The sequence below is a fragment of the Rhizobium sp. BK008 genome, from assembly GCF_014197345.1.
Classification (GTDB): domain Bacteria; phylum Pseudomonadota; class Alphaproteobacteria; order Rhizobiales; family Rhizobiaceae; genus Rhizobium; species Rhizobium anhuiense.
In genome coordinates, this window is sequence record NZ_JACIFK010000001.1 from 2274106 (window position 1) to 2293250 (window position 19145).

The following is a 19145-nucleotide window of genomic DNA, read 5'->3' on the forward strand; positions in this document are numbered from 1 at the left end:
ACGAAAACGCGGGCCTCTCGACCCGCGTTTTCCTCAAGTTACTGCGGGCGGCTCAGGCCGCGAGATGCCGCTCGATCTCGTCGACCGGCATATTGGTATAGTCCTTCGCCACCTCAGCGGTGATCATCGCCTGCGTATAGGCGCGAAGCGCCGGCCGCAATGTGCCGAGCGCCTTCGGCGGAGCAACGAGGACGATGCGGCGGGCATTCTTTTCCTGCACCAATTCGTCGAGCTTTTCCGCCACCTGTTTCAGAAATTCGACTTCAGCCTGATCATGCCAGTTGGTCTCCTCGACAGCGCTGCCGCTGAGGCCGTCTGCGGCATGGGTCCGGCCGGGCTTGTCGGCGCCAATCTCGCGATCGGGCGCACTCGGCTGCGTCAGGGTTTCCAGCACCTTCAGGTTCATCAGTTGGGCATCGCCGGCATTCTGCATGATCAGAGCCTTGGCTCCATCGCAGACCACGACCCATGATTCCCAAGGGACTTTGACATTGGTCATCTTCAACTCCTCGCTGTCGTCATTCGAAGCGCGCCGTGCTTCATCGATCAAGGCAGAACGCCCGGCCGTTGAAAGAGTTCGGGAAAATTGCACCGAAATCGAACGGGCAACGATCCGGCCGGCCTTTGCTGCGTAGAAAGGCCAAGTTTGGGAGATTGACGATGAAGACATCACTGCTTGCCTATGCCGGCGTCTTTCTCACTCTGCTCGTCTGCGACGGAATCTGGCTTGGCCTCATCGCCCGCAATTTTTATCGCGACCAGTTGGGCGCGCTGATGCTGCCCTCGCCCAATCTTGCGGTCGCCGCCCTGTTCTACCTGTTTTTTGCCGCCGCGGTGGTCGTGCTCGCCGTGCTGCCGGCGCTGTCGGCAGGCTCGATCGCCACCGCATTTCTCCATGGTGCCATTCTGGGACTGGCGGCCTACGGAACCTATGACATCACCAATCTTGCCACGCTTCGCAACTGGCCAGTCGTCATGAGCCTGGTCGACATGGCCTGGGGCACGGCTCTGACGGCGCTGACCGCCGCCGGCGGATATCTTGCCGTTAGATTTCTGGGCTGAAACCGGAAAACCGCGTCCCGATAATGAACATGAAGGCGTCCCGCTTGGGAACAAAGTTTGAACTCGTTAAAATTGTAATTTTATATTTGACGAATGTGCAAAACATTCATGTGACCTTGGTTGGGATCAAGACCAGTTGCTCGATCAAGCCAGCCTGAATGAGATCAAGGTCAGCTTGATTGAGATAAACCCCAATGTGTCCTGACTGACGGAGAATGTGAATGACTATGCTCCGCGCTACACACCTTGCCACGGTCAAGTCCGCCGTCTACGACCAGCGCTGGGAAGAATTCATCGTCAAACGGCCAGCCCGCATCGTCGCCGTCCGGCCGTGCCTGACGGGCGTCTCGATGCGAAGCGCCGAGATCATCGATATATCCCAAGGCGGCGCCACCTTCATCGTCTCGACCACGGCCGGCCTGCCGAAGCATTATTATCTCAACATTCTCGGCCTCGCCTATCGCATCGGCTGCGCCGAGGTCTATCGCCACAAGGAACGCATCGGCGTCCGGTTCATCAACATCATGGACCCCGAGGTTCTGCGCCGCGTCGTGCGCACCGATTTCCTCGTCGGCAACATGGAAGCGATCGCCGCCCGACGTGCGCCGATTTTCAGGGCGTGAACCGTCCCATAACAGGCTTGTTGCAGAAATAATCTTGCTTGCGTTGGCCGTGCCCGGGCCTATTGTTTCGTCAATTGTCAATATGCCCGGGAACCCGCTTTCGCATGTCCGCCTTTTCGCGCTTCACCCCCCTTGCCAGCGCCCTGCCCTCCACAGTTCCCTTTGTCGGCCCCGAGGCGATCGAACGCCAGCGCGGACTTGCCGTTTCGGCACGCATCGGCGCCAATGAGAACGGATTCGGCCCAGCCGCTTCCGTGTTTGCCGCGATGCGCGAAGAGGCCGGCAATATCTGGAAATACAATGATCCGGAGAATTTCGCGCTCAGGGAAGCGCTTGCCGCCCATCTCGGCGTCTCGGCCGCCAACATTGCCATCGGCAGCGGCATCGACGAATTGCTCGGCCAGATCGTCCGGCTGGTGATCGAACCGGGCGCGCCCGTCGTCACCTCGCTCGGCGCCTATCCGACCTTCAATTTCCACGTCGCCGGTTTCGGCGGCCGGCTGGTGACCGTTCCCTACGCCAACGACCGCGAGGACCTCGACGGCCTGCTCGATGCCGTGAAGCGGGAGAATGCGCCGCTCGTCTATTTCGCCAATCCCGACAATCCGATGGGAAGCTGGTGGGATGCCGAGAGCATCGTCGCTTTCGCCCGGGCGCTGCCCGAGACGACGTTGATGGTGCTCGACGAGGCCTATAGCGAGACGGGGCCGGCAGGGTCGCTGCCGTCGATCTCTTCGCTGATCGAGCTGCCGAACGTCGTTCGCACCCGCACCTTCTCCAAGGCCTACGGGCTTGCCGGCGCACGCATCGGCTATGTGATCTCGACGCCAGGCACGGCGCAGGCCTTCGACAAAATCCGCAATCATTTCGGCATGAATCGGCTGGCGACGGCAGCAGCGCTCGCCGCCCTCAAGGACCAGGCCTATCTCGTCGAGGTGGTCGGGAAAATCCATGCGGCGCGGGAGCGGATCGGCGCTATCGCCCGGGCGAACGGTCTTAAGCCCCTGCCCTCGGCGACCAATTTCGTGGCGATCGATGCCGGGCGTGACGGCGTTTATGCCCGCGCGATCGTCGACGGGCTGATGGAGCACGGCGTTTTTATCCGCATGCCCGGCGTGGCGCCGCTCAATCGCTGCATTCGCGTCAGCGTCGGGCCGGAGACGGATATGGCGCTCCTCGAAGAAGCGCTGCCGCAAGTGCTGAAAAAGATCGGCCGATAAACGTGAGAACCGCGGCCGGTGGAGGATCCCGGCCGCGCTTCCCTTCTCCCGGCGTCGGCCCCGTCCAAAGCGCCCCGCCAGCCCCCTCTTTCCGAGGTTGTTATATCGTCCCTGCCGAATTGCCGGCAGGTTGGTTTCAGTGAACCGTCATCCACTCGCGGGCGGCGCGCAGCGCTGCCACGATCTGCATCTTGTCCATGGCGGCGGCCACATCGGCACGAAGCTCGGCGGCGCGATCGTTGCCCTTGATGGCAGCGATGTTCAGCCATTTGTGGGCGGCGACGAGATCGACTTCGCAGCCGCGGCCGGTCGCATACATCAGACCCATTTCGCAGAAGACATCGGCGTTGTTGTCGCCACCCATGGTGGCCGTTTCAGCATTGTGCATTTCAAAGCGTGCCATCGGTTTTATCCCTGTTAGCCTGTTTGTGACTTACCCTGTTTTACCTCCGGGCCTTGCCGTCTATCGCGGCTTGGCGGCCCTTCCGGTCCGGCGGGTTTGCCCCGCTCGTTTGATGGCTTCACTATGCCGAACGGCCTTCAAAAAACGCCTAAAATGCATGATTAATTCTAGACAAACAAAGTGCAAATGCTTGGTAAATTTGGGTTTTTGTTAAACATCGGATTCCTTGCGAATTAAGGATTTTCGCGCCAATTTTACGAAAGATTCAGATTTGAAAATAAAGGGATCGTTCATCATGAAATCATCAGGCGATACCTTTACAAGCTCGCCGCCTGGCTTTTTTCTCGAGTTTTTCACCCGATCCGCAGAACAACGATCGGGCTTATTTACCTTTACGTTCGCGTCAGTTATTTTCGCGGCCGATCAAGGGACATCATGGAGGAAAAGATGATCCGCAGCTTCGTTCTCGCCGGCACTATTGCAATGATTGCGGGCATCGCGCATGCCGAGGAGCCGATCGTCGGCAATTGGAAGACGGCCGCCGGTGATACGGCGGTGATCGCATCCTGCGGCGGCAGTTATTGCGTGACGCTGAAGACCGGCAAATATGCCGGCCGGAAGATCGGCACGCTTGCGGGAACCGGCGGCAGCTATGCCGGCGAGATCACCGACCCGGCGGCCGAAAAGACCTATAGCGGTTCGGGCAAGATTTCCGGCAATTCGCTGAAGATGCAGGGCTGCGTGATGAAGATCCTTTGCAAGTCGCAGACCTGGACGCGGCTCTGAACCATAGACAACTCATCCCAATTATAGAAGCATGCCGGCACACCGGCATGCTTCTATGCTCTTTACCGCCCCATTTGGTAAGCCGTCCGGCGATGGCCGAAGGGGGCGATCCGCCCGACGAACCCTTATAAATCCTCTCCGCACCCCTCCCGAGCCTGCCCGGCAAGCTGAACGGTGGATGAACCGGCATCTCAGCACTCGTTCAGCCGCGGCATGGCAAAACTCTTGTCACGATAGAGTTGCGATCGGGGGCAAGGCAATGGACCTCTATATTCTGGCAAGACGCTTTAGCATCATCACGCTGTTTGCGGCGATCTTCGCGGTCACATTTTCGGCGGTCGTGGTGCACGAAGGCGGTGGCGGTGCCCAGTCGCATTTCGGGGCGAGCTATACCTGCCTGGAGAGAAACGGCACCTTCTGCGCGCCTGCGGTGCGCTGACCAATGCGCATCGTACGACGCGCTTTAAATCTTTGATTTACGCATGTCGTTGTCCCAATACCGCTGCGCAGTTTTGGGCGACAGGCATCCGCACCAGACGCGGAAGAGGATAAAAAATCGGAATCCGCCGGCGCGTCGTTTGCTTGTCAAAAACAACTCTCTATAATGCGTCATGAACAAACGAATCTCCCCTTTGTCGCCCCTCGACACATCCTCTCCACCCCCTTTCCAGCCTGAGAGTTTCGATGATCCCGCCAAGGCGGTCGAGGCGCTGACGGCGCTTTACGAGCGCAATACGGCGTTTCTGATCCAGAACTTCAGCGAACTCGCACAGGGCGCACCGATTTCCTCGCGCTACCGCGCTTTTTATCCGCAGGTCAGCATCGAGACGACAAGCTTCGGCCATGTCGATTCGCGGCTTTCCTATGGTCATGTCACGGCGCCCGGCATCTATACGACGACAGTCACCCGGCCGAAGCTCTTCAAGCATTACCTGAAGGAGCAGCTGGCGTTGCTGATGAAGAGCCACAATGTTCCTGTCATCGTCTCGGAATCGACGACGCCGATCCCCTTGCACTTCGCCTTCGGCGAGGGTGCGCATGTGGAAGCATCGACCAACGCCTTCATCGACGTTCCGATGCGCGATATCTTCGACACGCCCGATCTCAACACCACCGACGACGAGATCGCCAACGGCGAATATATCCCGCCGCCGGGAGAGCCCTCGCCGCTTGCGCCGTTTACCGCGCAACGCATCGACTATTCGCTCGCCCGGCTGTCGCATTATACGGCGACGCATGCCGAGCATTTCCAGAATTTCGTGCTGTTTACGAACTACCAGTTCTATATCGACGAATTCTGCGGCTGGGCGCGCAAGCTGATGGCCGAGGGCGGCGGCGATGGCTATACCGCCTTCGTCGAGCCCGGCAATGTCGTCACCCTGCCCGGCTCGAACGCGCCGGAAACGGATGCGGCGCTTACCCGCCTGCCGCAGATGCCGGCCTACCATCTGAAGAAGAAGGGCCATGCCGGGATTACCATGATCAATATCGGCGTCGGCCCCTCCAACGCCAAGACGATCACTGACCACGTCGCCGTGCTGCGCCCGCATGCCTGGCTGATGCTCGGCCACTGCGCCGGTCTTCGCAACAGCCAGCGGCTCGGCGATTATGTTCTCGCCCATGCCTATATGCGCGAGGACCATGTTCTCGACGACGACCTGCCGGTCTGGGTGCCGATCCCGGCGCTGGCCGAAGTCCAGGTGGCGCTGGAAGCGGCCGTTGCCGAAATCACCGGCTATGAAGGTTTCGAGCTGAAGCGCATTATGCGCACCGGCACGGTCGGCACGATCGATAACCGCAACTGGGAACTGCGTGACCAGCGCGGGCCGGTGAAGCGGCTCTCCCAGGCGCGCGCCATCGCGCTCGATATGGAATCGGCGACGATCGCCGCCAACGGCTTCCGCTTCCGCGTGCCCTATGGCACGCTGCTCTGCGTCTCCGACAAGCCGCTGCACGGCGAATTGAAGCTACCAGGCATGGCGACGGCCTTCTACCGGACGCAGGTCAACCAGCATCTGCAGATCGGCATCCGCGCCGTCCAGAAGCTGGCCGCCATGCCGAAGGAAGCGCTGCATTCACGTAAGCTGCGCAGCTTCTTCGAAACGGCCTTCCAATAGGCCGTCACCTGCCTGTCACAACAGACGCCGAGCCGTCCGCTAGCATCTGCGGCCTGCCCGCGGCAAGGTTCAGCCCTGAAATCAGCAGGGTGAAGGCGGCGATGACGAAAGCGATGCGCAGAAGAGCCTTCAGCGCGTCGGCATCGTCCAGCCCCAATTGACGCTTCTCGCGGCGGCGTGCCCAGATCTGGCTTGCCAGGGCGATTTCAAGAATGCTCATTGTCGTTCTCCTCGACAGGTTTCGATGAAGCCTTGTCGAGCGCTGCCTTGCGATTTCGACAGCCGGCCGGAACAAAGATTTTTTCCGCCGCTGTCGAATTGCGTGGAGCTCGGTCGTCCAGGGTTATTGAATACTCACAAGGAGGCTGCCTGCGATGAAATATCTCTGTCAGGTCTGGTTCGATGGCGGTGTGCTCGACGCCATGACGAAAGAGGAGAAGGCCGAACTCGACACCAATTCCCTGGCCTATGACAAGGACCTTGCCGAAAGCGGGCATATGATTGTCGCGCAGGCGCTGCAGCCGCCGACATCGGCGGTGACCGTGCGGGTGCGGGGCGGCGAGATGTCGGTGACGGACGGTCCCTTCGCCGAGACGAAGGAGGCGCTCGGCGGCTTTATCCTGATCGAGGCAAAGGATCTCAACGAGGCGATCCGCATCGCCGCCGGCATTCCGCTCGCCAGGCTCGGTGCGATCGAAGTGCGGCCAATCCACGAATTCGGAGCTAAATGAGGAGAGACCGATGAAATTTCTATGCCAGATCTGGTTCGACACGGAAAAAAGCAAGCTGGTCCCTCAGACCGAATGGGATGCGCTCACACAGGAGTGCATCACCAGCGACAATCGCTGGCGCGAGAGCGGTCATCTGCAGGTGGCGCTCGCCTTGCATGAACCGTCAACGGCGATCACGGTCCGCCTGCGCAATGGCGAGGCCTTTGCGACCGATGGCCCATTTGCCGAAATCAAAGAGCACCTCGGCGGTTTTGTGCTGATCGAAGCCGAGAACATCGAGGAGGCGAAGACGATCGTGTCGAGTTTTCCGATCCTCAAATATTGCTCAATCGAAGTGCGCCCGACTTACTCCATCCAGGATGGGAAATAGCCATGCGCTACATCTGCCTGATTTATAACAGTGCCGACACCGACGGCAGGCTGACCGCGGCGGAAACCGATGAACTCGTCAAAGCGCATTTCGCCTTCGACGAGGAGCTGCGCCGCGACGGCATCATGATCCATGCCGATGCGCTTGAGATGCCTGATAAGGCGACCGTGCTGCGTGTTCGAAACAACAGCCTGTCAGCTACCGACGGCCCCTATGTCGAAACCAAGGAGCATCTGGCCGGCTTCTACGTCATCGAGGCGCCTGACATGGTGAAAGCCAGGGAGATTGCCGGGCGGATCCCATCGGCACGTTTCGGCGCGGTCGAACTGAGGCCCGTGCGAATGCTGACCCTGCCGGACTGAGGTGGCCCGTTGGAACGCGTGATCGAGGAGATCTATCGAACGCAGTCGCGCCGGGTGCTGGCGACGCTGATCCGCCTGCTCGGCGATTTCGACCGGGCGGAGGAAGCGCTGCACGACGCCTTCGCTGCGGCCGCCCGGACATGGCCGACGGACGGCATTCCCGGCAATCCCTTCGCCTGGCTCGTTTCGACGGGACGCTTCAAGGCGATCGACACGATCCGGCGGCGGGCGCGTTTCGATGCTTCGCAGCATCACATCGAAGACAGCCTCTACTCCCCCGACGCAACGGAGATCGGCGACATGGAACCGATCGAGGACGACATGCTGCGGCTGATCTTCACCTGCTGCCATCCGCTAATTCCGGCCGATGCGCAGATGGCGATGGCACTCAGAGAAATCTGCGGACTGACCACCGAAGAGATCGCGCATGCCTTCCTCATTCCGGCGCCGACGGTGGCGCAGCGGATCGTGCGCGCCAAGGGCAAGATCCGGGCGGCGAAGATCCCCTACGAGGTGCCGGGCCGCGAAGCGCTGCCGCCGCGGCTCGACCGGGTGTTACACGTCATCTACCTCGTCTTCAACGAGGGCTATTCCGCCTCTTCGGGCGAAGACGTGGTCCGCGCCGACCTGACCGCAGAGGCGATACGTCTGGCGCGGCTGCTTCTGGCGCTGCTGCCGCATCCCGACGTCTCCGGCCTGCTGGCTTTGATGCTGCTGCAGGACTCCCGCCGCGCCGCCCGCCGCGGCGAAGAGGGATCGCTGGTGCTGCTTGCCGATCAGGACCGCTCGCTCTGGGATCATGCGAAGATTGGGGAAGGCCTGGCGCTACTCAAGGAGGCGTTGCGGGCGGGAGAGATCGGCACCTATACGCTGCAGGCGGCGATCGCCGCCGAGCATGCCAGGGCGCCGGCTGCCGAAGAGACCGACTGGCGGCGGATCGCCTTTTATTACGATCTGCTTCTGGCGGCCCAGCCCTCCCCGATCGTCGAGCTCAACCGCGCCGTAGCGATCGCGATGGCGGACGGGCCGGCAAAGGGGCTGGAACTGATCGATGCCATTCTGGCCCGCCGGGAGCTGCAGGCCTATCACCTCGCCCATTCGGCGCGCGCCGATTTCCTGCGCCGTCTCGGCCGGAGACAAGAGGCGATCGCCGCCTATGAAACGGCGCTGTCGCTCTGCCGGCAGGAGCCGGAGCAGGCGTTTCTCAGAAAACGGATTTCAGAGATTGCCGCGACGTCCGAGCGGCAGTGAGATCGCCGTGCCGGTGAGCGCCGAGACGATGATCAGCAGGTGGGCATTGATGCTCGCCTGCGCCAGCGCGGCCAGAGCCATCCGCTCGCTCGAGGCACCGAGAGCGATGGCGCCGGCGGTGATGCCGGCCGGATAGGTGCCGACGCCGCCCGGCGCATGGACCGGCAGCACGGAGGAGAGCTCGCCGCCGAGCGCGCCGCCGAAGCTTGCCGCCATCGGCGACACGCCCATCAGGCCGAGCGCCCAGGCAAGCACCATCACCTTCACCAGCCAGTTGACGATGGTCATCGCCCAGGCGCGCGCAAAGGCCACGGCATCGAGCGGCAAACCGTTTTCGATCTCGGCGACGAATTTCTGGGCCTTATTAGGCAGCAGCCGGGCGGCAAGGCGCAGCAGCGGCTTGCGGGCGGCAAAGGCTGCGACCGGCAACAGCAGAAAGGCGGTCCAGAGCGACCAGGCAACAGCCGCATTGGCGGCGGCGACGGCAAAGCCGATGCCAGCGGCGGCCAGAAGCGCGTGCAGGTCGAGCAGCCGCATGACGAAGAGCGCCGAGGTTCCGCGCGTCAGCGGAATGCCGAATTCGGTGCGCATCAGCAGCGGAAAGCTGGTCTCGCCGGTGCGGAAGGGCAGCATGATGTTCAAGAGGTTGTGGATCTGCGTGACGCGGAAGAGGACGGCGAACCGGCCGGCCGTTTCCTTTGGAAAATAATCATAGATGCGCCAGGTGCGCAGGAAATAGGTGCTCGTCAAAAGCACGAGCGCGCCGATCACCGGACCGGCGCCGACATCGGCCCATTGCCTGATGATGACGGGCCACCCCCAGAACCATTGGATGAAGAGCGCATAGGCTGCGACGATGACGACCGTCAGAATGGTCATGCGATTGCGCATAAACCAGGATTGCCGGCTTTCAACGATCGAGCTCTTCATGTAGTAGGCATTCCTCGCTTGGGTCGGCATGGGACCGGTCCCGTCGCCAGGCCTTTTAAGAGAAATGCAGGTTGCGCACAACGGCGGAGTTGATGGCGACGGAGGCGAAGGCGCCTTCCCGCCGACGATCCGGGCGCTGACCGGTATATGACACGCCTTGCCGGCTTGACGTGGAGATCGATGTTGGAGCGAATTACCAGAAGCATTACGAGCGCCAGCATGTTTCTGGCAGTCTATTTCCTGCTGAACATCGCGCTGCGCATCGCCTTGCCTCATACGCTCGATCTCGACGAGGCGGAGCAATCCTTCTACTCACAATACCTGCTTGCCGGCTATGGCCCGCAGCCGCCTTTCTATAACTGGATACAATATGCCATCGTTTCGGTGACCGGCATATCGATGTGGGTGCTGTCGGTGCCGAAGAATATCATTCTCTTCGGCTGCTATCTGTTCTACGGGCTTGCCGCCCGCGAGGTGCTGAAGGGCCGCTCGCTCGCCGCCATCGCCATGCTGAGCCTGATTACCCTGCCGCAAGTGGGTTTGATGGCGCAGCGCGAATTGACGCATACCGTCGCGCTGCTGTTTGCAACCTCGCTTTTCCTCTTCGGCTTTTTCCGCACGCTGCGCCAGCCGACGATCGGGAGCTACCTGATCATCGGAATCGCCACCGGCATCGGGCTGATCTCGAAATATAATTTCGCCATCCTGCCGGCTGCCGCCCTGATCGCCGTGCTGCCGGACCGGAAATGGCGCGGCCGTCTGATCGACTGGCGTTTGCTGCCGGCGGTCGTCCTCGCCATTCTGATCGTGCTGCCGCATGCGCTCTGGCTGCCTGACAATCTCGCCAGCGCCTCTGCGCCGACACTGGAGCGGATGACCGCCGAAGACCTGGCCCCCGCCGGCCTGCCGCGCATCGGACAGGGGTTGCTGTCTCTCGTCATCGCCGTCCTCGGCTTCGTCGCATTGCCGATCGTTCTCCTCGCGGCCGCCTTCCGGCGCGATTTCTTTCGCGCGCTCTCCTCGTCCAGCCCGATGATCCGGGTGATCGAGCGGATGATGGTCATCAGCCTGGTCGCCTTCGTCGGCGTGGTCCTCTTTGCCGGCGCCAGTGATATCCACGAGCGCTGGCTCGACCCGTGCCTGCTCGTCCTGCCGCTTTATCTGTTCCTGAAACTGGAAACCGCCGATCTCGATCTTTCTGCCGGCCTCGCCCGCTTCCGGCCCGTGGTGCCGGTCTTCATGGTCGTCATCCTGTCGATCCTTCTTTTCCGGATCGTCGGCATTCAATACATCGGCACTTACACGAGAACGAACGTGCCCTTCTCCGGTTACGTCGCTGAATTGACCGCGACCCGCAAGCCGGTTCTGATCGTGGCGGGGACGAAGTTCGTGGCCGGCAATCTGAGGCTGGCCTTTCCCGATGTTCCCGTCGTGATACCGTTCTTCCCGGGTGCCGGGGTTCCCGAATATGCGACGGCGAAGGGGCCGGTGCTGGTAATCTGGCGCGGCGAGACCGCAGACGACCCGACAATTGCCCCCGGTTTCGCCCGCGATCTCGTCAAATCGGGCATTCATCTGCAAGAGTTGAACACGCTGACGCTGCCCTATCTCTTCGGTGACGGCAAACGTAGCTTCTCCATCGGTTACTCCTGGGTGGAGGGAGGCGCGAAATAGCGCCCCGGCAGCGCAGCCGATTGCTGGGAAACCGCCATTGCCGCTGGCAACCGGCGGACACTTCATGTAGTAGCCTTCCGCAAGCGCGGCGGCAGCAGTAAAGAATACTCGGCCGCCCGGCCTTTTGGAGATGAAAGTTGCAGACAACGGTAGAGCCCATTCGCGACACGAATGATCCGGTACAATCGCTCGAACTGTCGCTGGTCGTGCCCATTTTCAACGAAGAGGAAAGCGTCGGTCCGCTTGTTGAGCGTGTCGCGGCCGCGATGGCCGGCTACCCGCATCGCTGGGAGCTGATCCTCGTCGATGACGGCAGCACCGATGCGACGCTCGTCAACGCCCGCAAGTTTGTCGGACGCGAGGGGCTGGCGCTCAGAATCGTCGAGCTGCAGCGCAACTTCGGCCAGACCGCCGCCATGCAGGCCGGTATCGACACCGCGCGAGGCCGGCTGATCGCGACGATGGACGGCGACCTCCAGAACGATCCGAAGGACATTCCTTCGATGGTCGCCGAACTGGAACGGCGCGAACTCGACCTTTTGGTCGGCTGGCGCAAGAACCGTAAGGACGGTCTGTTCTTGCGCAAGATCCCGTCGTGGTGCGCCAATTACCTGATCGGCCGTATCACCGGCGTCAAGTTGCACGATTACGGCTGCAGCCTGAAGATCTACCGTGCCTCGATCATCAAGCAGGTGAAGCTGATGGGCGAAATGCACCGCTTCATCCCGGCCTGGGTCGCCGGTGTCGTCCCGAGCTCGCGCATCGGCGAGATGGCCGTCACCCATCATGCCCGCGAGCACGGTGTTTCGAAATACGGCATTTCGCGCACCTTCCGCGTCATCCTCGACCTGCTGTCGGTGATGTTCTTCATGCGCTACAAGGCACGGCCCGGGCATTTCTTCGGCTCTCTGGGTCTTGGCCTCGGCGCGGTCGCCATGCTGATCCTGCTCTATCTCGGCTTCGACAAGTTCATCCTGGGCAACGATATCGGAACGCGACCGATGCTGATGGTCGGCGTCGTGCTGCTGCTGTCGTCGGTGCAGATGATCACCACCGGCATTCTGGCTGAGATGATTGCGCGCACCTATTATCGCGACGACGCCTCTCCGAACTACATCGTGCGACAGATCTTCGACGATCACAGCCAAGCCTAAGCCGGCAGCCCGATGCTGGAGCGCGCAACGAGGACGATCAAGACCGCGGGCCTGCTGCTTGCAGCCTATTTCGTGCTCAACATCGTGCTGCGCATCGTGCTTCCGCATTCACTGGAGCTCGACGAGGCCGAGCAATCCTTCTTCTCGCAATATCTGCTGGCCGGCTACGGCCCGCAGCCGCCCTTCTACAACTGGATGCAATATGCCGTCGTTTCGGTGACGCGCATGTCGATCGGCGCGCTTATTGTCCCGAAGAACATCCTCTTGTTCCTGTCCTATCTCTTCTATGGCCTTGCCGGGCAGCGCGTGCTGAAGGACCAGGCGCTTGCCGCCGTCGCCATGCTGGCGCTGATCACCCTGCCCCAGGTCTCCTACATGGCCCAGCAGGATCTGACCCACACGACGGCGCTGCTCTTTGCCAGTTCGCTGTTTCTCTACGGCTTCTTCCGCACGCTCGACCGACCCGATATCGGCAGCTATCTCGTGCTCGGGCTTGCGACCGGCATCGGACTGATCTCGAAGTATAATTTCGCGCTGATGCCCGTCGCCGCCTTGATCGCCATACTGCCCGATGCCGAATGGCGGCGCAGGGCGCTCGACTGGCGCATGCTGGCCGCAGTCGCCGTTGCGCTCGTCATCGTCCTGCCGCACGCGATCTGGCTGCAGGGCAATCTTGCATTCGCCTCCTCCGACACTCTGGTCAAGATGGCCGCCGGCAGCGAACCGGCCGGCATTGTACGGATCGGCAAAGGCCTTCTCGCCTTTCTCGTCGCCATCATCGCCTTTGCGGCGCTGCCGGTCGCAATCTTCGCCGCCACCTTCCGCCGGGATTTCGTCCGGGCGCTTTCGGCCGGAAACCGCTGGACCGGGATGATGGAGCGGATGATGCTCGCAAGTCTTGCCGGCATCGCTTTGATCGTGCTGTTCACCGGCTCCACCACCGTGCGCGAACGCTGGCTCGACCCGTTCCTGCTGGTGCTGCCGCTCTATTTCCTGGCGAAGATGCAGGCTGCCGACCTCGACCTTGCCGCCGGGCTGCGCCGCTTCCGGCCGGTGCTGCCGGTGCTGATGGCCTGCGTGCTGATCGCGCTCGGTTTCCGTGTCGTCGGCGCCGGGCTGATCGGCATCTACAGCAGGCCGAATGTGCCGATGGCGGGTTTTTCGCGCGATATGACGCGACAGGCTGAACCGGCGCTGGTGATCGCTTCCGATCCCTATATCGGCGGCAACATGCGGCTGCAGCTTCCCGACGTGCCGGTGGTGATCCCGGATTTTCCGGCACCGGGCATTCCGGCCTATGCCGAGGCCAAGGGGCCGGTGCTGATCGTCTGGCGCGGCAAGAAGACGGCGACGGCTGCGGATGCCGTCATGCCGGAGCGGTTTTCATCGGCGCTGACGGCGGCGGGCATCGCACCGCAGGAGATCGGCTCGCTGTCGCTTCCCTATTATTTCGGCCGACCGGGCGACAATTTCGCGCTCGGTTATGGCTGGGTTCGGCCGGAGACCAGATAGGATGACCGAAACCAATCGTCGCGACATCAGTTGGATTTTCGCCCTGCTGGCCGCCTATTTCATGCTTCAGGTCGGCGTGCGGCTCGCAACCTCGCATTCGCTCGATCTCGACGAGGCCGAACAGGTCTTCCGCTCGCAATGGCTTGCCGCCGGCTACGGCCCGCAGCCGCCCTTCTACAACTGGCTGCAATACACCGTCTTCCAATTGACAGGCGTCTCGCTTGCCGCCCTTTCGGTGGTCAAGAATCTTCTGCTGTTCATCTCCTACCTGCTCTACGGCCTGACAGCGCGGCTTGTCCTGCGCGACAAGGCGCTGGTGGCGATCGCCACGCTCGGCCTGCTCACCATCCCGCAGATGGTTTTCGAGATGCAGCGCGACCTGACGCATACGGTTGCCGTGTTCTTCTCGGCCAGCATCTTCTTCTACGGCTTCATCCGCAGCCTGAAACAGCCGAGCCTTGCCTCCTATTTCATCGCCGGCATCGGCATCGGTTTCGGCCTGCTTGCCAAATATAATTTCACGATCCTGCCGGCGGCAGCCCTCATCGCCGCACTGGCGGATGCGCGTCTGCGGCCGCGGATCTTCGATAGGCGGCTGGTACTGACGGCGGTGGTGGCGCTCATCATCATCCTGCCACATCTCTTCTGGCTGAAGGACAATCTCGATTTCGCCACAGCACGCACCCTGGAGAAGATGACCGCCAGCGGCCATGCGAGCTATCCCGCGCAGGTGGCGATGGGTGTCAGCTCGCTCGCCCTCGCCGTCATCAGCTTTGCCGGATTGACCGTGGCGATATTCGCGATCATTTTCGGCAAAAGCCTTCGTCCGGCGCTCGGCTCCGGCTCGCAATGGACGCAGTTGCTCGAGCGGATGATGCTCGTCTTCCTCATCGGCATTCTGCTTCTGATCGTCTTCGGGGGTGCTGCCGGCATCAAGGATCGCTGGCTGGTGCCGATGCTCTTCATCCTGCCGCTCTATTTCTGCCTGAAGATCGAGGCCGCAGGTGTCACGACCGCCAAGGCATTCCGGCGTTTCATGGCTGTCGTCGCCATCATCATGATCGGCGTACCGGCGGCCCTTTACGGCAGCGTCGCGGCCGCACGTTTCACCGGCCATTACGAGCGGCTGAACAGGCCTTATGCCCCGATGCTGGAAACCCTGCGCCAGCAGGCCGAACCGGCGGCGATCCTTGCCGGCGACAGTCTGCTCGCCGGCAATCTCAGGCAGGATATTCCCGGCGTGCCGGTCCTCTCGGTGGATTATCCCGGTTTCAGCCCGGATCTCTCCGGCCGGCGACCGCTTCTCCTGGTGTGGCTCCTCCCCAAGGACGGCAGCGAAGCACTGCCGCCTGATATGGCGCAATGGCTACAGACCAATCTCGGCGCATCCACGCCTGAGGCATTGGTGATCGACAAGCCCTATTTCTATCAGCGCGGCGACGACCGCTATCGTTTCGGTTATGCCTGGGTCAACCAGCCGGGCTGAACGAAATCAGGATTTTGACCCTTTTCTATCACGCCGATATTGCACGCTTGATGACTGTCAAATGGCAGCAAATGCAAGCCAAAAACACGGATATGAAAAGGAAGGTCCCAAGCGGTTGGGATAGCGGCAGGAACGACCAGTCGCCTCGTTGAAATTGAGGCAACGCAAACTCGGAAAGGCCGGCTTGCGCAACGGCTCCCCGCCCCATAGGCAGACCGGTCGCGATCAGCGCGATATGGGCATGGATGAAGCCTGAACGGGGGTGTCTTTGTGGCTGCATGGCCACTCTGACCCCGAAAATCGATGCAAGCATCAACAGGACCGTGGCGCTCCAAATTCCAATGCCGGGTATCGCCAAAAGCAGATAGATGGGCTCGCGCATGACCGGAAGTATTGTCATGTAAAGCCACCAGGCGGAGGCACTTGAGGGGTGGCTTTCCAGGAGCGGTATGCTGAGTACGAAGATCGATGCTATCGCGTAAGCCAGCGATGGCCCAAGTCGCATCAGCGTGAAAATCGCGATCCACATGCGGCGTTCCATCCGTTGACCTGACGAGCAGGATAGGCGACGTCGATTTGATTTCTACTCAGGAGTCACGAGGCAGATGATGCCTACCTTGGATAGTAGGCATTTTTATCACACTGTCGCATTCCGGCGAAGACCGCCTCTCTCGCTTTTTTGTGAGTATATGCTTAAATTCTTGAGTTGTTAGCTTTTTTTCACGATGATCTCAGGTGAACACATCCGAGTCTTGGGTAAGAATGTCTGATGGGGATCAAATTGCCAATGTTGCAGATCAGAGTTGGAACGAAATGCATCGCGCTTTTGATAGCGACCGGAGCGATTTTAGCTGGTTGCCAGTCATCCAGCGATGGTCTGGCTGCTTATGGCGATAGTGCAAAGACCCTCGAGGATGACTCAGCCGTCGCCTTCTATAAGAACGACGAGTTGATAACCACCGGCAAACTGCAGTTTCAGGAAAAGAACTACGGAAAATCTTACGCCATTTACAAGCGAGCAGTTGACGTTTTTCCGCAGGATCCGGCCGCTTGGCTAGGCTTGGCAGCCTCAGCCGACATGGTTGCCCGCTTCGACACCTCCGACCGCGCCTACCAGCAACTCTCGCGCATGATCGGCAACACCCCGGTCTACTACAACAATATTGGATATTCTCACCTTTTACGCGGCGATTTGCGCACTGCCAGAAGGTATTTCCTGAAAGCCTATGAGCTTGACCCCGGAAACGAAGTCACAGCCCGTAATCTCGAGTTGATGAAGAACAGCGTCAATTACGCTCAGCGGTGATCGGCCCTTCGGCGATCGGCAATCTGTGTCGAGATGAGAGCGCCCTTGCCGCGTTGCGAGCATCGGCGCGGTGCCCCTGGCAGCGTCCGGCGATTGCCTTAAAACTGTCGCGCAAAACTGTGCGGCGGCTTGCGGCAGGGAGATCATGTAAAAGCAAAGATCTGAAGCACGTCACATGAAGCACGTTTGATGCCACGTGCTTTGCAGGTGAAGCCTTTATCTACCGTGCCTTGCGAAGGATGAGCTGGCCTTCCGGCGAGAGTGTTCGTTCGTAACGCGGCAGGTCGCTGACGGCAATGCCCCCGGCTGCGATCGACGCAAGACTGCTATCCGGCATCAGAGTTTCCGCCGGCGCAGCACGGGGTGCGAAATATTGTGCCGGTTCCTTGCCGGGCGCGCTCAGGACCAAAGCGGAACCCATGCGAAGACCGTCTGTGTCGTTGTGCCGTTCGTTGACCACGGCTTTTTGCAGCTCATCCATCCCCTGGCGGATCAGCGCGACGTCGTCGGCCTTGGCATTATCGTCGATCTTGCGCGACTGCTTTTCCATCTGTCCTTTCAGGCCGTCGATGGACCTTTTCAGCGCGGCGATGGTCTCGCGGCTCTCGCGAACATCCGCCGAGTTTTTGGCGGTATAGATGAGAACGCCGGCATTCACCGGCAGGAGCATCAGGAGCAAACCGATGAGCAGCGGGCTTTTTGAGCCCCTCTGCTCTACTGTTCGCAAATTGCCTGGTTTTGGGCGTTCTGCTTCGACCTCGATACTCGGAATGCTGGTCATTCGTTTACTCCCCCGTAAGTCATCAAATCTACCTGGCCGCGATCGGCGGCAAGTGCGCAATCATTCCGATGTAAACACGCCTTCCCATGCCCGTTCGAGCATTTCGAGCGATGCATTTCTATCTATGCCATTGAAATCACAGTAAGAACCGACGAAATCCAGAAGGTATTTCGGATGATAGCAAGACGCCGGCACATCGCTGCTGTACTTGCGATCATAGAACAGGTTCAGGTCAGGATCGCAGACAGCCAATCCGGTGCCGCTGGCATAGGATTTGAAGATTCTGATATATTCGTCGCGCGACGGCGTGTTCACAAAGATCTTGTACTTGAGTCGCCGCAAGCCCGCCTCGTCGGAAAGGTCCTTCGGTGCGATATTCGTCGAAAATACCACCAGCTCGTCAAAGGGAACCTTGAACTTCTTGCCGGTGTGCAGCGTCAGGAAGTCATATCCGCGCTCGAGCGGCACAATCCAGCGATTGATGAGCGCCTGCGGCGCCACTTGTTGGCGTCCGAAGTCGTCGATGATGAAAACACCGCCTGATGCCTTTAAGTGTATGGGCGCTTCATAGACATTCGGTCCTTCGTTGAAGGTGAGATCGAGCTGATCGAGGGTCAATTCCCCGCCCGTCTTGATCACCGGACGGCGGCATTCGATCCATCGTTGATCCGCTTTCGGATGAGATTCCGTGTCAGCCTCCGATACGGGGTGATGCACCGCTTCGTCATAGAAACTAATGACATGGCCGCCGACCTCGATGGCATATGGCACCCAGATCGTTTGGCGAAACAGTTGCGACGTCCGCTCGGCGATGCTCGTCTTTCCGTTGCCGGGCGGTCCATAAAGCAGGATAGAGCGACCGGAGTTGATGGCCGGGCCGAGCTTTTCAACCAGGGCGTCTGAGAGCACCAGCCCGTCAAGGCTGTCGTTCAGCCGCTCTGGGGTCACGCGCTCGTAATGGATGGACTGCAAACCGACTTGCCGGCAGAACGCGTCGAGCGACACCGGCGCCGGCCCGACATATTGGCTTTGACGCGACGCCGCGTGGGCATATTCGAACCCCTTCATGGAAAGCGCATATCGAATATCGGATCGCACATCCTCACCAGCCAAGCCGCGAGCCTCGAGATAGGCGAGTTTCACGAGTTCCTTGATCAGGATATTGATGATCACTTTCGGCAATTTCATGCGGTCAGCCAGATGAGATGCCGTGGTCGTATCCTGTTCGGCCGCGCATTTTGAGGCCAGCCGAAGCAGGAACGACGGATCCAGTCCGGCTTGTTCTATGCTTGCCGGTGCCATGGGCATACGCGGATCGAGACTAATTCTAGCCTCGTTACGATTCTGTTCGAGCGAATACTGCATACGACCTCGCTT

At 60.5% G+C, this 19145-nt stretch carries 22 protein-coding genes; 15 read left to right on the forward strand and 7 right to left on the reverse strand.

Going from position 1 to position 19145, the window contains the following annotated elements:
• Positions 1-52: 52 nt before the first annotated feature.
• Positions 53-499 (reverse strand): host attachment protein, encoded by a 447-nt coding sequence (locus FHT69_RS11180; protein WP_097631123.1) that lies wholly within the window; start codon positions 497-499, stop codon positions 53-55.
• Between the two features lie 161 nt (positions 500-660).
• Between FHT69_RS11180 and FHT69_RS11185 the strand changes: the two genes are divergently transcribed.
• The 3 genes from FHT69_RS11185 to FHT69_RS11195 all read left to right on the forward strand — a co-directional run bounded on the left by FHT69_RS11185 (position 661) and on the right by FHT69_RS11195 (position 2905).
• Positions 661-1062, forward strand: a complete 402-nt coding sequence (locus FHT69_RS11185) for a DUF2177 family protein (protein ID WP_097631091.1) — start codon at positions 661-663, stop codon at positions 1060-1062.
• Positions 1063-1283: 221 nt separating this feature from the next.
• Positions 1284-1685 (forward strand): pilus assembly protein PilZ, encoded by a 402-nt coding sequence (locus FHT69_RS11190; RefSeq protein ID WP_028755924.1) that lies wholly within the window; start codon positions 1284-1286, stop codon positions 1683-1685.
• A 104-nt stretch (positions 1686-1789) separates the two neighbouring features.
• The gene (locus FHT69_RS11195; RefSeq protein WP_183905337.1) at positions 1790-2905 is read left to right on the forward strand and encodes a pyridoxal phosphate-dependent aminotransferase; all 1116 of its coding nucleotides are present in this window, start codon (positions 1790-1792) and stop codon (positions 2903-2905) included.
• A 136-nt stretch (positions 2906-3041) separates the two neighbouring features.
• Here the strand turns inward: FHT69_RS11195 and FHT69_RS11200 are convergent, their stop codons facing one another.
• Positions 3042-3308 carry an SEL1-like repeat protein gene (locus FHT69_RS11200; RefSeq protein ID WP_097623049.1) on the reverse strand — a complete coding sequence of 89 codons (267 nt, stop codon included), beginning with the start codon at positions 3306-3308 and terminating at the stop codon, positions 3042-3044.
• A gap of 447 nt (positions 3309-3755) precedes the next feature.
• Between FHT69_RS11200 and FHT69_RS11205 the strand changes: the two genes are divergently transcribed.
• The 3 genes from FHT69_RS11205 to FHT69_RS11215 all read left to right on the forward strand — a co-directional run bounded on the left by FHT69_RS11205 (position 3756) and on the right by FHT69_RS11215 (position 6211).
• A complete protein-coding gene (locus FHT69_RS11205) occupies positions 3756-4094 on the forward strand; it encodes a DUF2147 domain-containing protein (protein ID WP_183905338.1) in 339 nt (112 codons plus the stop codon).
• 259 nt (positions 4095-4353) lie between these two features.
• Entirely contained in the window at positions 4354-4533 is a 180-nt protein-coding gene (locus FHT69_RS11210; RefSeq protein WP_028755920.1) for a hypothetical protein, read from the forward strand.
• Between the two features lie 172 nt (positions 4534-4705).
• Positions 4706-6211: an AMP nucleosidase gene (locus FHT69_RS11215; protein WP_028827834.1), complete on the forward strand. Its 1506-nt coding sequence runs from the start codon at positions 4706-4708 to the stop codon at positions 6209-6211.
• A 4-nt stretch (positions 6212-6215) separates the two neighbouring features.
• On the opposite strand, the gene FHT69_RS11220 is transcribed toward FHT69_RS11215, so the two are convergent.
• Positions 6216-6431, reverse strand: a complete 216-nt coding sequence (locus FHT69_RS11220; protein WP_244604802.1) for a hypothetical protein — start codon at positions 6429-6431, stop codon at positions 6216-6218.
• A gap of 154 nt (positions 6432-6585) precedes the next feature.
• On the opposite strand from FHT69_RS11220, the gene FHT69_RS11225 reads away from it, so the two are divergent.
• From FHT69_RS11225 to FHT69_RS11240, 4 genes are read left to right on the forward strand one after another with little or no spacing between them, the layout of a single operon-like run.
• Positions 6586-6942, forward strand: coding sequence for a YciI family protein (locus FHT69_RS11225; RefSeq protein WP_028755917.1), 357 nt, complete (start codon positions 6586-6588; stop codon positions 6940-6942).
• 10 nt (positions 6943-6952) lie between these two features.
• The gene (locus FHT69_RS11230; RefSeq protein ID WP_028755916.1) at positions 6953-7312 is read left to right on the forward strand and encodes a YciI family protein; all 360 of its coding nucleotides are present in this window, start codon (positions 6953-6955) and stop codon (positions 7310-7312) included.
• Between the two features lie 2 nt (positions 7313-7314).
• Positions 7315-7674, forward strand: coding sequence for a YciI family protein (locus FHT69_RS11235; protein WP_028755915.1), 360 nt, complete (start codon positions 7315-7317; stop codon positions 7672-7674).
• A 9-nt stretch (positions 7675-7683) separates the two neighbouring features.
• Complete coding sequence (locus FHT69_RS11240; RefSeq protein WP_183905339.1) at positions 7684-8925, forward strand: RNA polymerase sigma factor; 1242 nt, start codon at positions 7684-7686, stop codon at positions 8923-8925.
• On the opposite strand, the gene FHT69_RS11245 is transcribed toward FHT69_RS11240, so the two are convergent.
• On the reverse strand, positions 8893-9855 hold the full coding sequence (locus FHT69_RS11245) for a lysylphosphatidylglycerol synthase domain-containing protein (RefSeq protein ID WP_183905390.1): 963 nt from the start codon (positions 9853-9855) through the stop codon (positions 8893-8895). The two genes, FHT69_RS11240 and FHT69_RS11245, sit on opposite strands and share 33 nt — an antisense overlap.
• Before the next feature lie 180 nt (positions 9856-10035).
• Between FHT69_RS11245 and FHT69_RS11250 the strand changes: the two genes are divergently transcribed.
• From FHT69_RS11250 to FHT69_RS11265, 4 genes are all read left to right on the forward strand, one after another.
• Complete coding sequence (locus tag FHT69_RS11250; RefSeq protein WP_132574704.1) at positions 10036-11529, forward strand: glycosyltransferase family 39 protein; 1494 nt, start codon at positions 10036-10038, stop codon at positions 11527-11529.
• Positions 11530-11666: 137 nt separating this feature from the next.
• The gene (locus tag FHT69_RS11255; protein WP_028755911.1) at positions 11667-12683 is read left to right on the forward strand and encodes a glycosyltransferase family 2 protein; all 1017 of its coding nucleotides are present in this window, start codon (positions 11667-11669) and stop codon (positions 12681-12683) included.
• A gap of 12 nt (positions 12684-12695) precedes the next feature.
• Positions 12696-14195, forward strand: a complete 1500-nt coding sequence (locus tag FHT69_RS11260; protein WP_028758798.1) for a glycosyltransferase family 39 protein — start codon at positions 12696-12698, stop codon at positions 14193-14195.
• 1 nt (position 14196) lies between these two features.
• The gene (locus FHT69_RS11265; RefSeq protein WP_183905340.1) at positions 14197-15681 is read left to right on the forward strand and encodes an ArnT family glycosyltransferase; all 1485 of its coding nucleotides are present in this window, start codon (positions 14197-14199) and stop codon (positions 15679-15681) included.
• A gap of 28 nt (positions 15682-15709) precedes the next feature.
• Here FHT69_RS11265 and FHT69_RS11270 read toward each other — a convergent pair whose 3' ends face one another.
• Complete coding sequence (locus FHT69_RS11270) at positions 15710-16210, reverse strand: hypothetical protein (RefSeq protein WP_028758845.1); 501 nt, start codon at positions 16208-16210, stop codon at positions 15710-15712.
• Positions 16211-16468: 258 nt separating this feature from the next.
• On the opposite strand from FHT69_RS11270, the gene FHT69_RS11275 reads away from it, so the two are divergent.
• Positions 16469-16987, forward strand: coding sequence for a tetratricopeptide repeat protein (locus FHT69_RS11275; protein WP_183905391.1), 519 nt, complete (start codon positions 16469-16471; stop codon positions 16985-16987).
• Positions 16988-17207: 220 nt separating this feature from the next.
• Here FHT69_RS11275 and FHT69_RS11280 read toward each other — a convergent pair whose 3' ends face one another.
• Both FHT69_RS11280 and FHT69_RS11285 read right to left on the reverse strand, forming a co-directional pair.
• Entirely contained in the window at positions 17208-17768 is a 561-nt protein-coding gene (locus tag FHT69_RS11280) for a hypothetical protein (protein WP_132574700.1), read from the reverse strand.
• Between the two features lie 60 nt (positions 17769-17828).
• On the reverse strand, positions 17829-19133 hold the full coding sequence (locus tag FHT69_RS11285) for an AAA family ATPase (RefSeq protein ID WP_132574698.1): 1305 nt from the start codon (positions 19131-19133) through the stop codon (positions 17829-17831).
• Positions 19134-19145 lie beyond the last annotated feature (12 nt).

Coding starts and splice junctions, on each gene's coding strand:
- FHT69_RS11180 (WP_097631123.1), bottom strand. CDS start 499: ATGACCAATGTCAAAGTCCCTTGGGAATCATGGGTCGTGGTCTGCGAT.
- FHT69_RS11185 (WP_097631091.1), top strand. CDS start 661: ATGAAGACATCACTGCTTGCCTATGCCGGCGTCTTTCTCACTCTGCTC.
- FHT69_RS11190 (WP_028755924.1), top strand. CDS start 1,284: ATGACTATGCTCCGCGCTACACACCTTGCCACGGTCAAGTCCGCCGTC.
- FHT69_RS11195 (WP_183905337.1), top strand. CDS start 1,790: ATGTCCGCCTTTTCGCGCTTCACCCCCCTTGCCAGCGCCCTGCCCTCC.
- FHT69_RS11200 (WP_097623049.1), bottom strand. CDS start 3,308: ATGGCACGCTTTGAAATGCACAATGCTGAAACGGCCACCATGGGTGGC.
- FHT69_RS11205 (WP_183905338.1), top strand. CDS start 3,756: ATGATCCGCAGCTTCGTTCTCGCCGGCACTATTGCAATGATTGCGGGC.
- FHT69_RS11210 (WP_028755920.1), top strand. CDS start 4,354: ATGGACCTCTATATTCTGGCAAGACGCTTTAGCATCATCACGCTGTTT.
- FHT69_RS11215 (WP_028827834.1), top strand. CDS start 4,706: ATGAACAAACGAATCTCCCCTTTGTCGCCCCTCGACACATCCTCTCCA.
- FHT69_RS11220 (WP_244604802.1), bottom strand. CDS start 6,431: ATGAGCATTCTTGAAATCGCCCTGGCAAGCCAGATCTGGGCACGCCGC.
- FHT69_RS11225 (WP_028755917.1), top strand. CDS start 6,586: ATGAAATATCTCTGTCAGGTCTGGTTCGATGGCGGTGTGCTCGACGCC.
- FHT69_RS11230 (WP_028755916.1), top strand. CDS start 6,953: ATGAAATTTCTATGCCAGATCTGGTTCGACACGGAAAAAAGCAAGCTG.
- FHT69_RS11235 (WP_028755915.1), top strand. CDS start 7,315: ATGCGCTACATCTGCCTGATTTATAACAGTGCCGACACCGACGGCAGG.
- FHT69_RS11245 (WP_183905390.1), bottom strand. CDS start 9,855: ATGAAGAGCTCGATCGTTGAAAGCCGGCAATCCTGGTTTATGCGCAAT.
- FHT69_RS11250 (WP_132574704.1), top strand. CDS start 10,036: ATGTTGGAGCGAATTACCAGAAGCATTACGAGCGCCAGCATGTTTCTG.
- FHT69_RS11260 (WP_028758798.1), top strand. CDS start 12,696: ATGCTGGAGCGCGCAACGAGGACGATCAAGACCGCGGGCCTGCTGCTT.
- FHT69_RS11265 (WP_183905340.1), top strand. CDS start 14,197: ATGACCGAAACCAATCGTCGCGACATCAGTTGGATTTTCGCCCTGCTG.
- FHT69_RS11270 (WP_028758845.1), bottom strand. CDS start 16,210: ATGTGGATCGCGATTTTCACGCTGATGCGACTTGGGCCATCGCTGGCT.
- FHT69_RS11275 (WP_183905391.1), top strand. CDS start 16,469: ATGTTGCAGATCAGAGTTGGAACGAAATGCATCGCGCTTTTGATAGCG.
- FHT69_RS11280 (WP_132574700.1), bottom strand. CDS start 17,768: ATGACCAGCATTCCGAGTATCGAGGTCGAAGCAGAACGCCCAAAACCA.
- FHT69_RS11285 (WP_132574698.1), bottom strand. CDS start 19,133: ATGCAGTATTCGCTCGAACAGAATCGTAACGAGGCTAGAATTAGTCTC.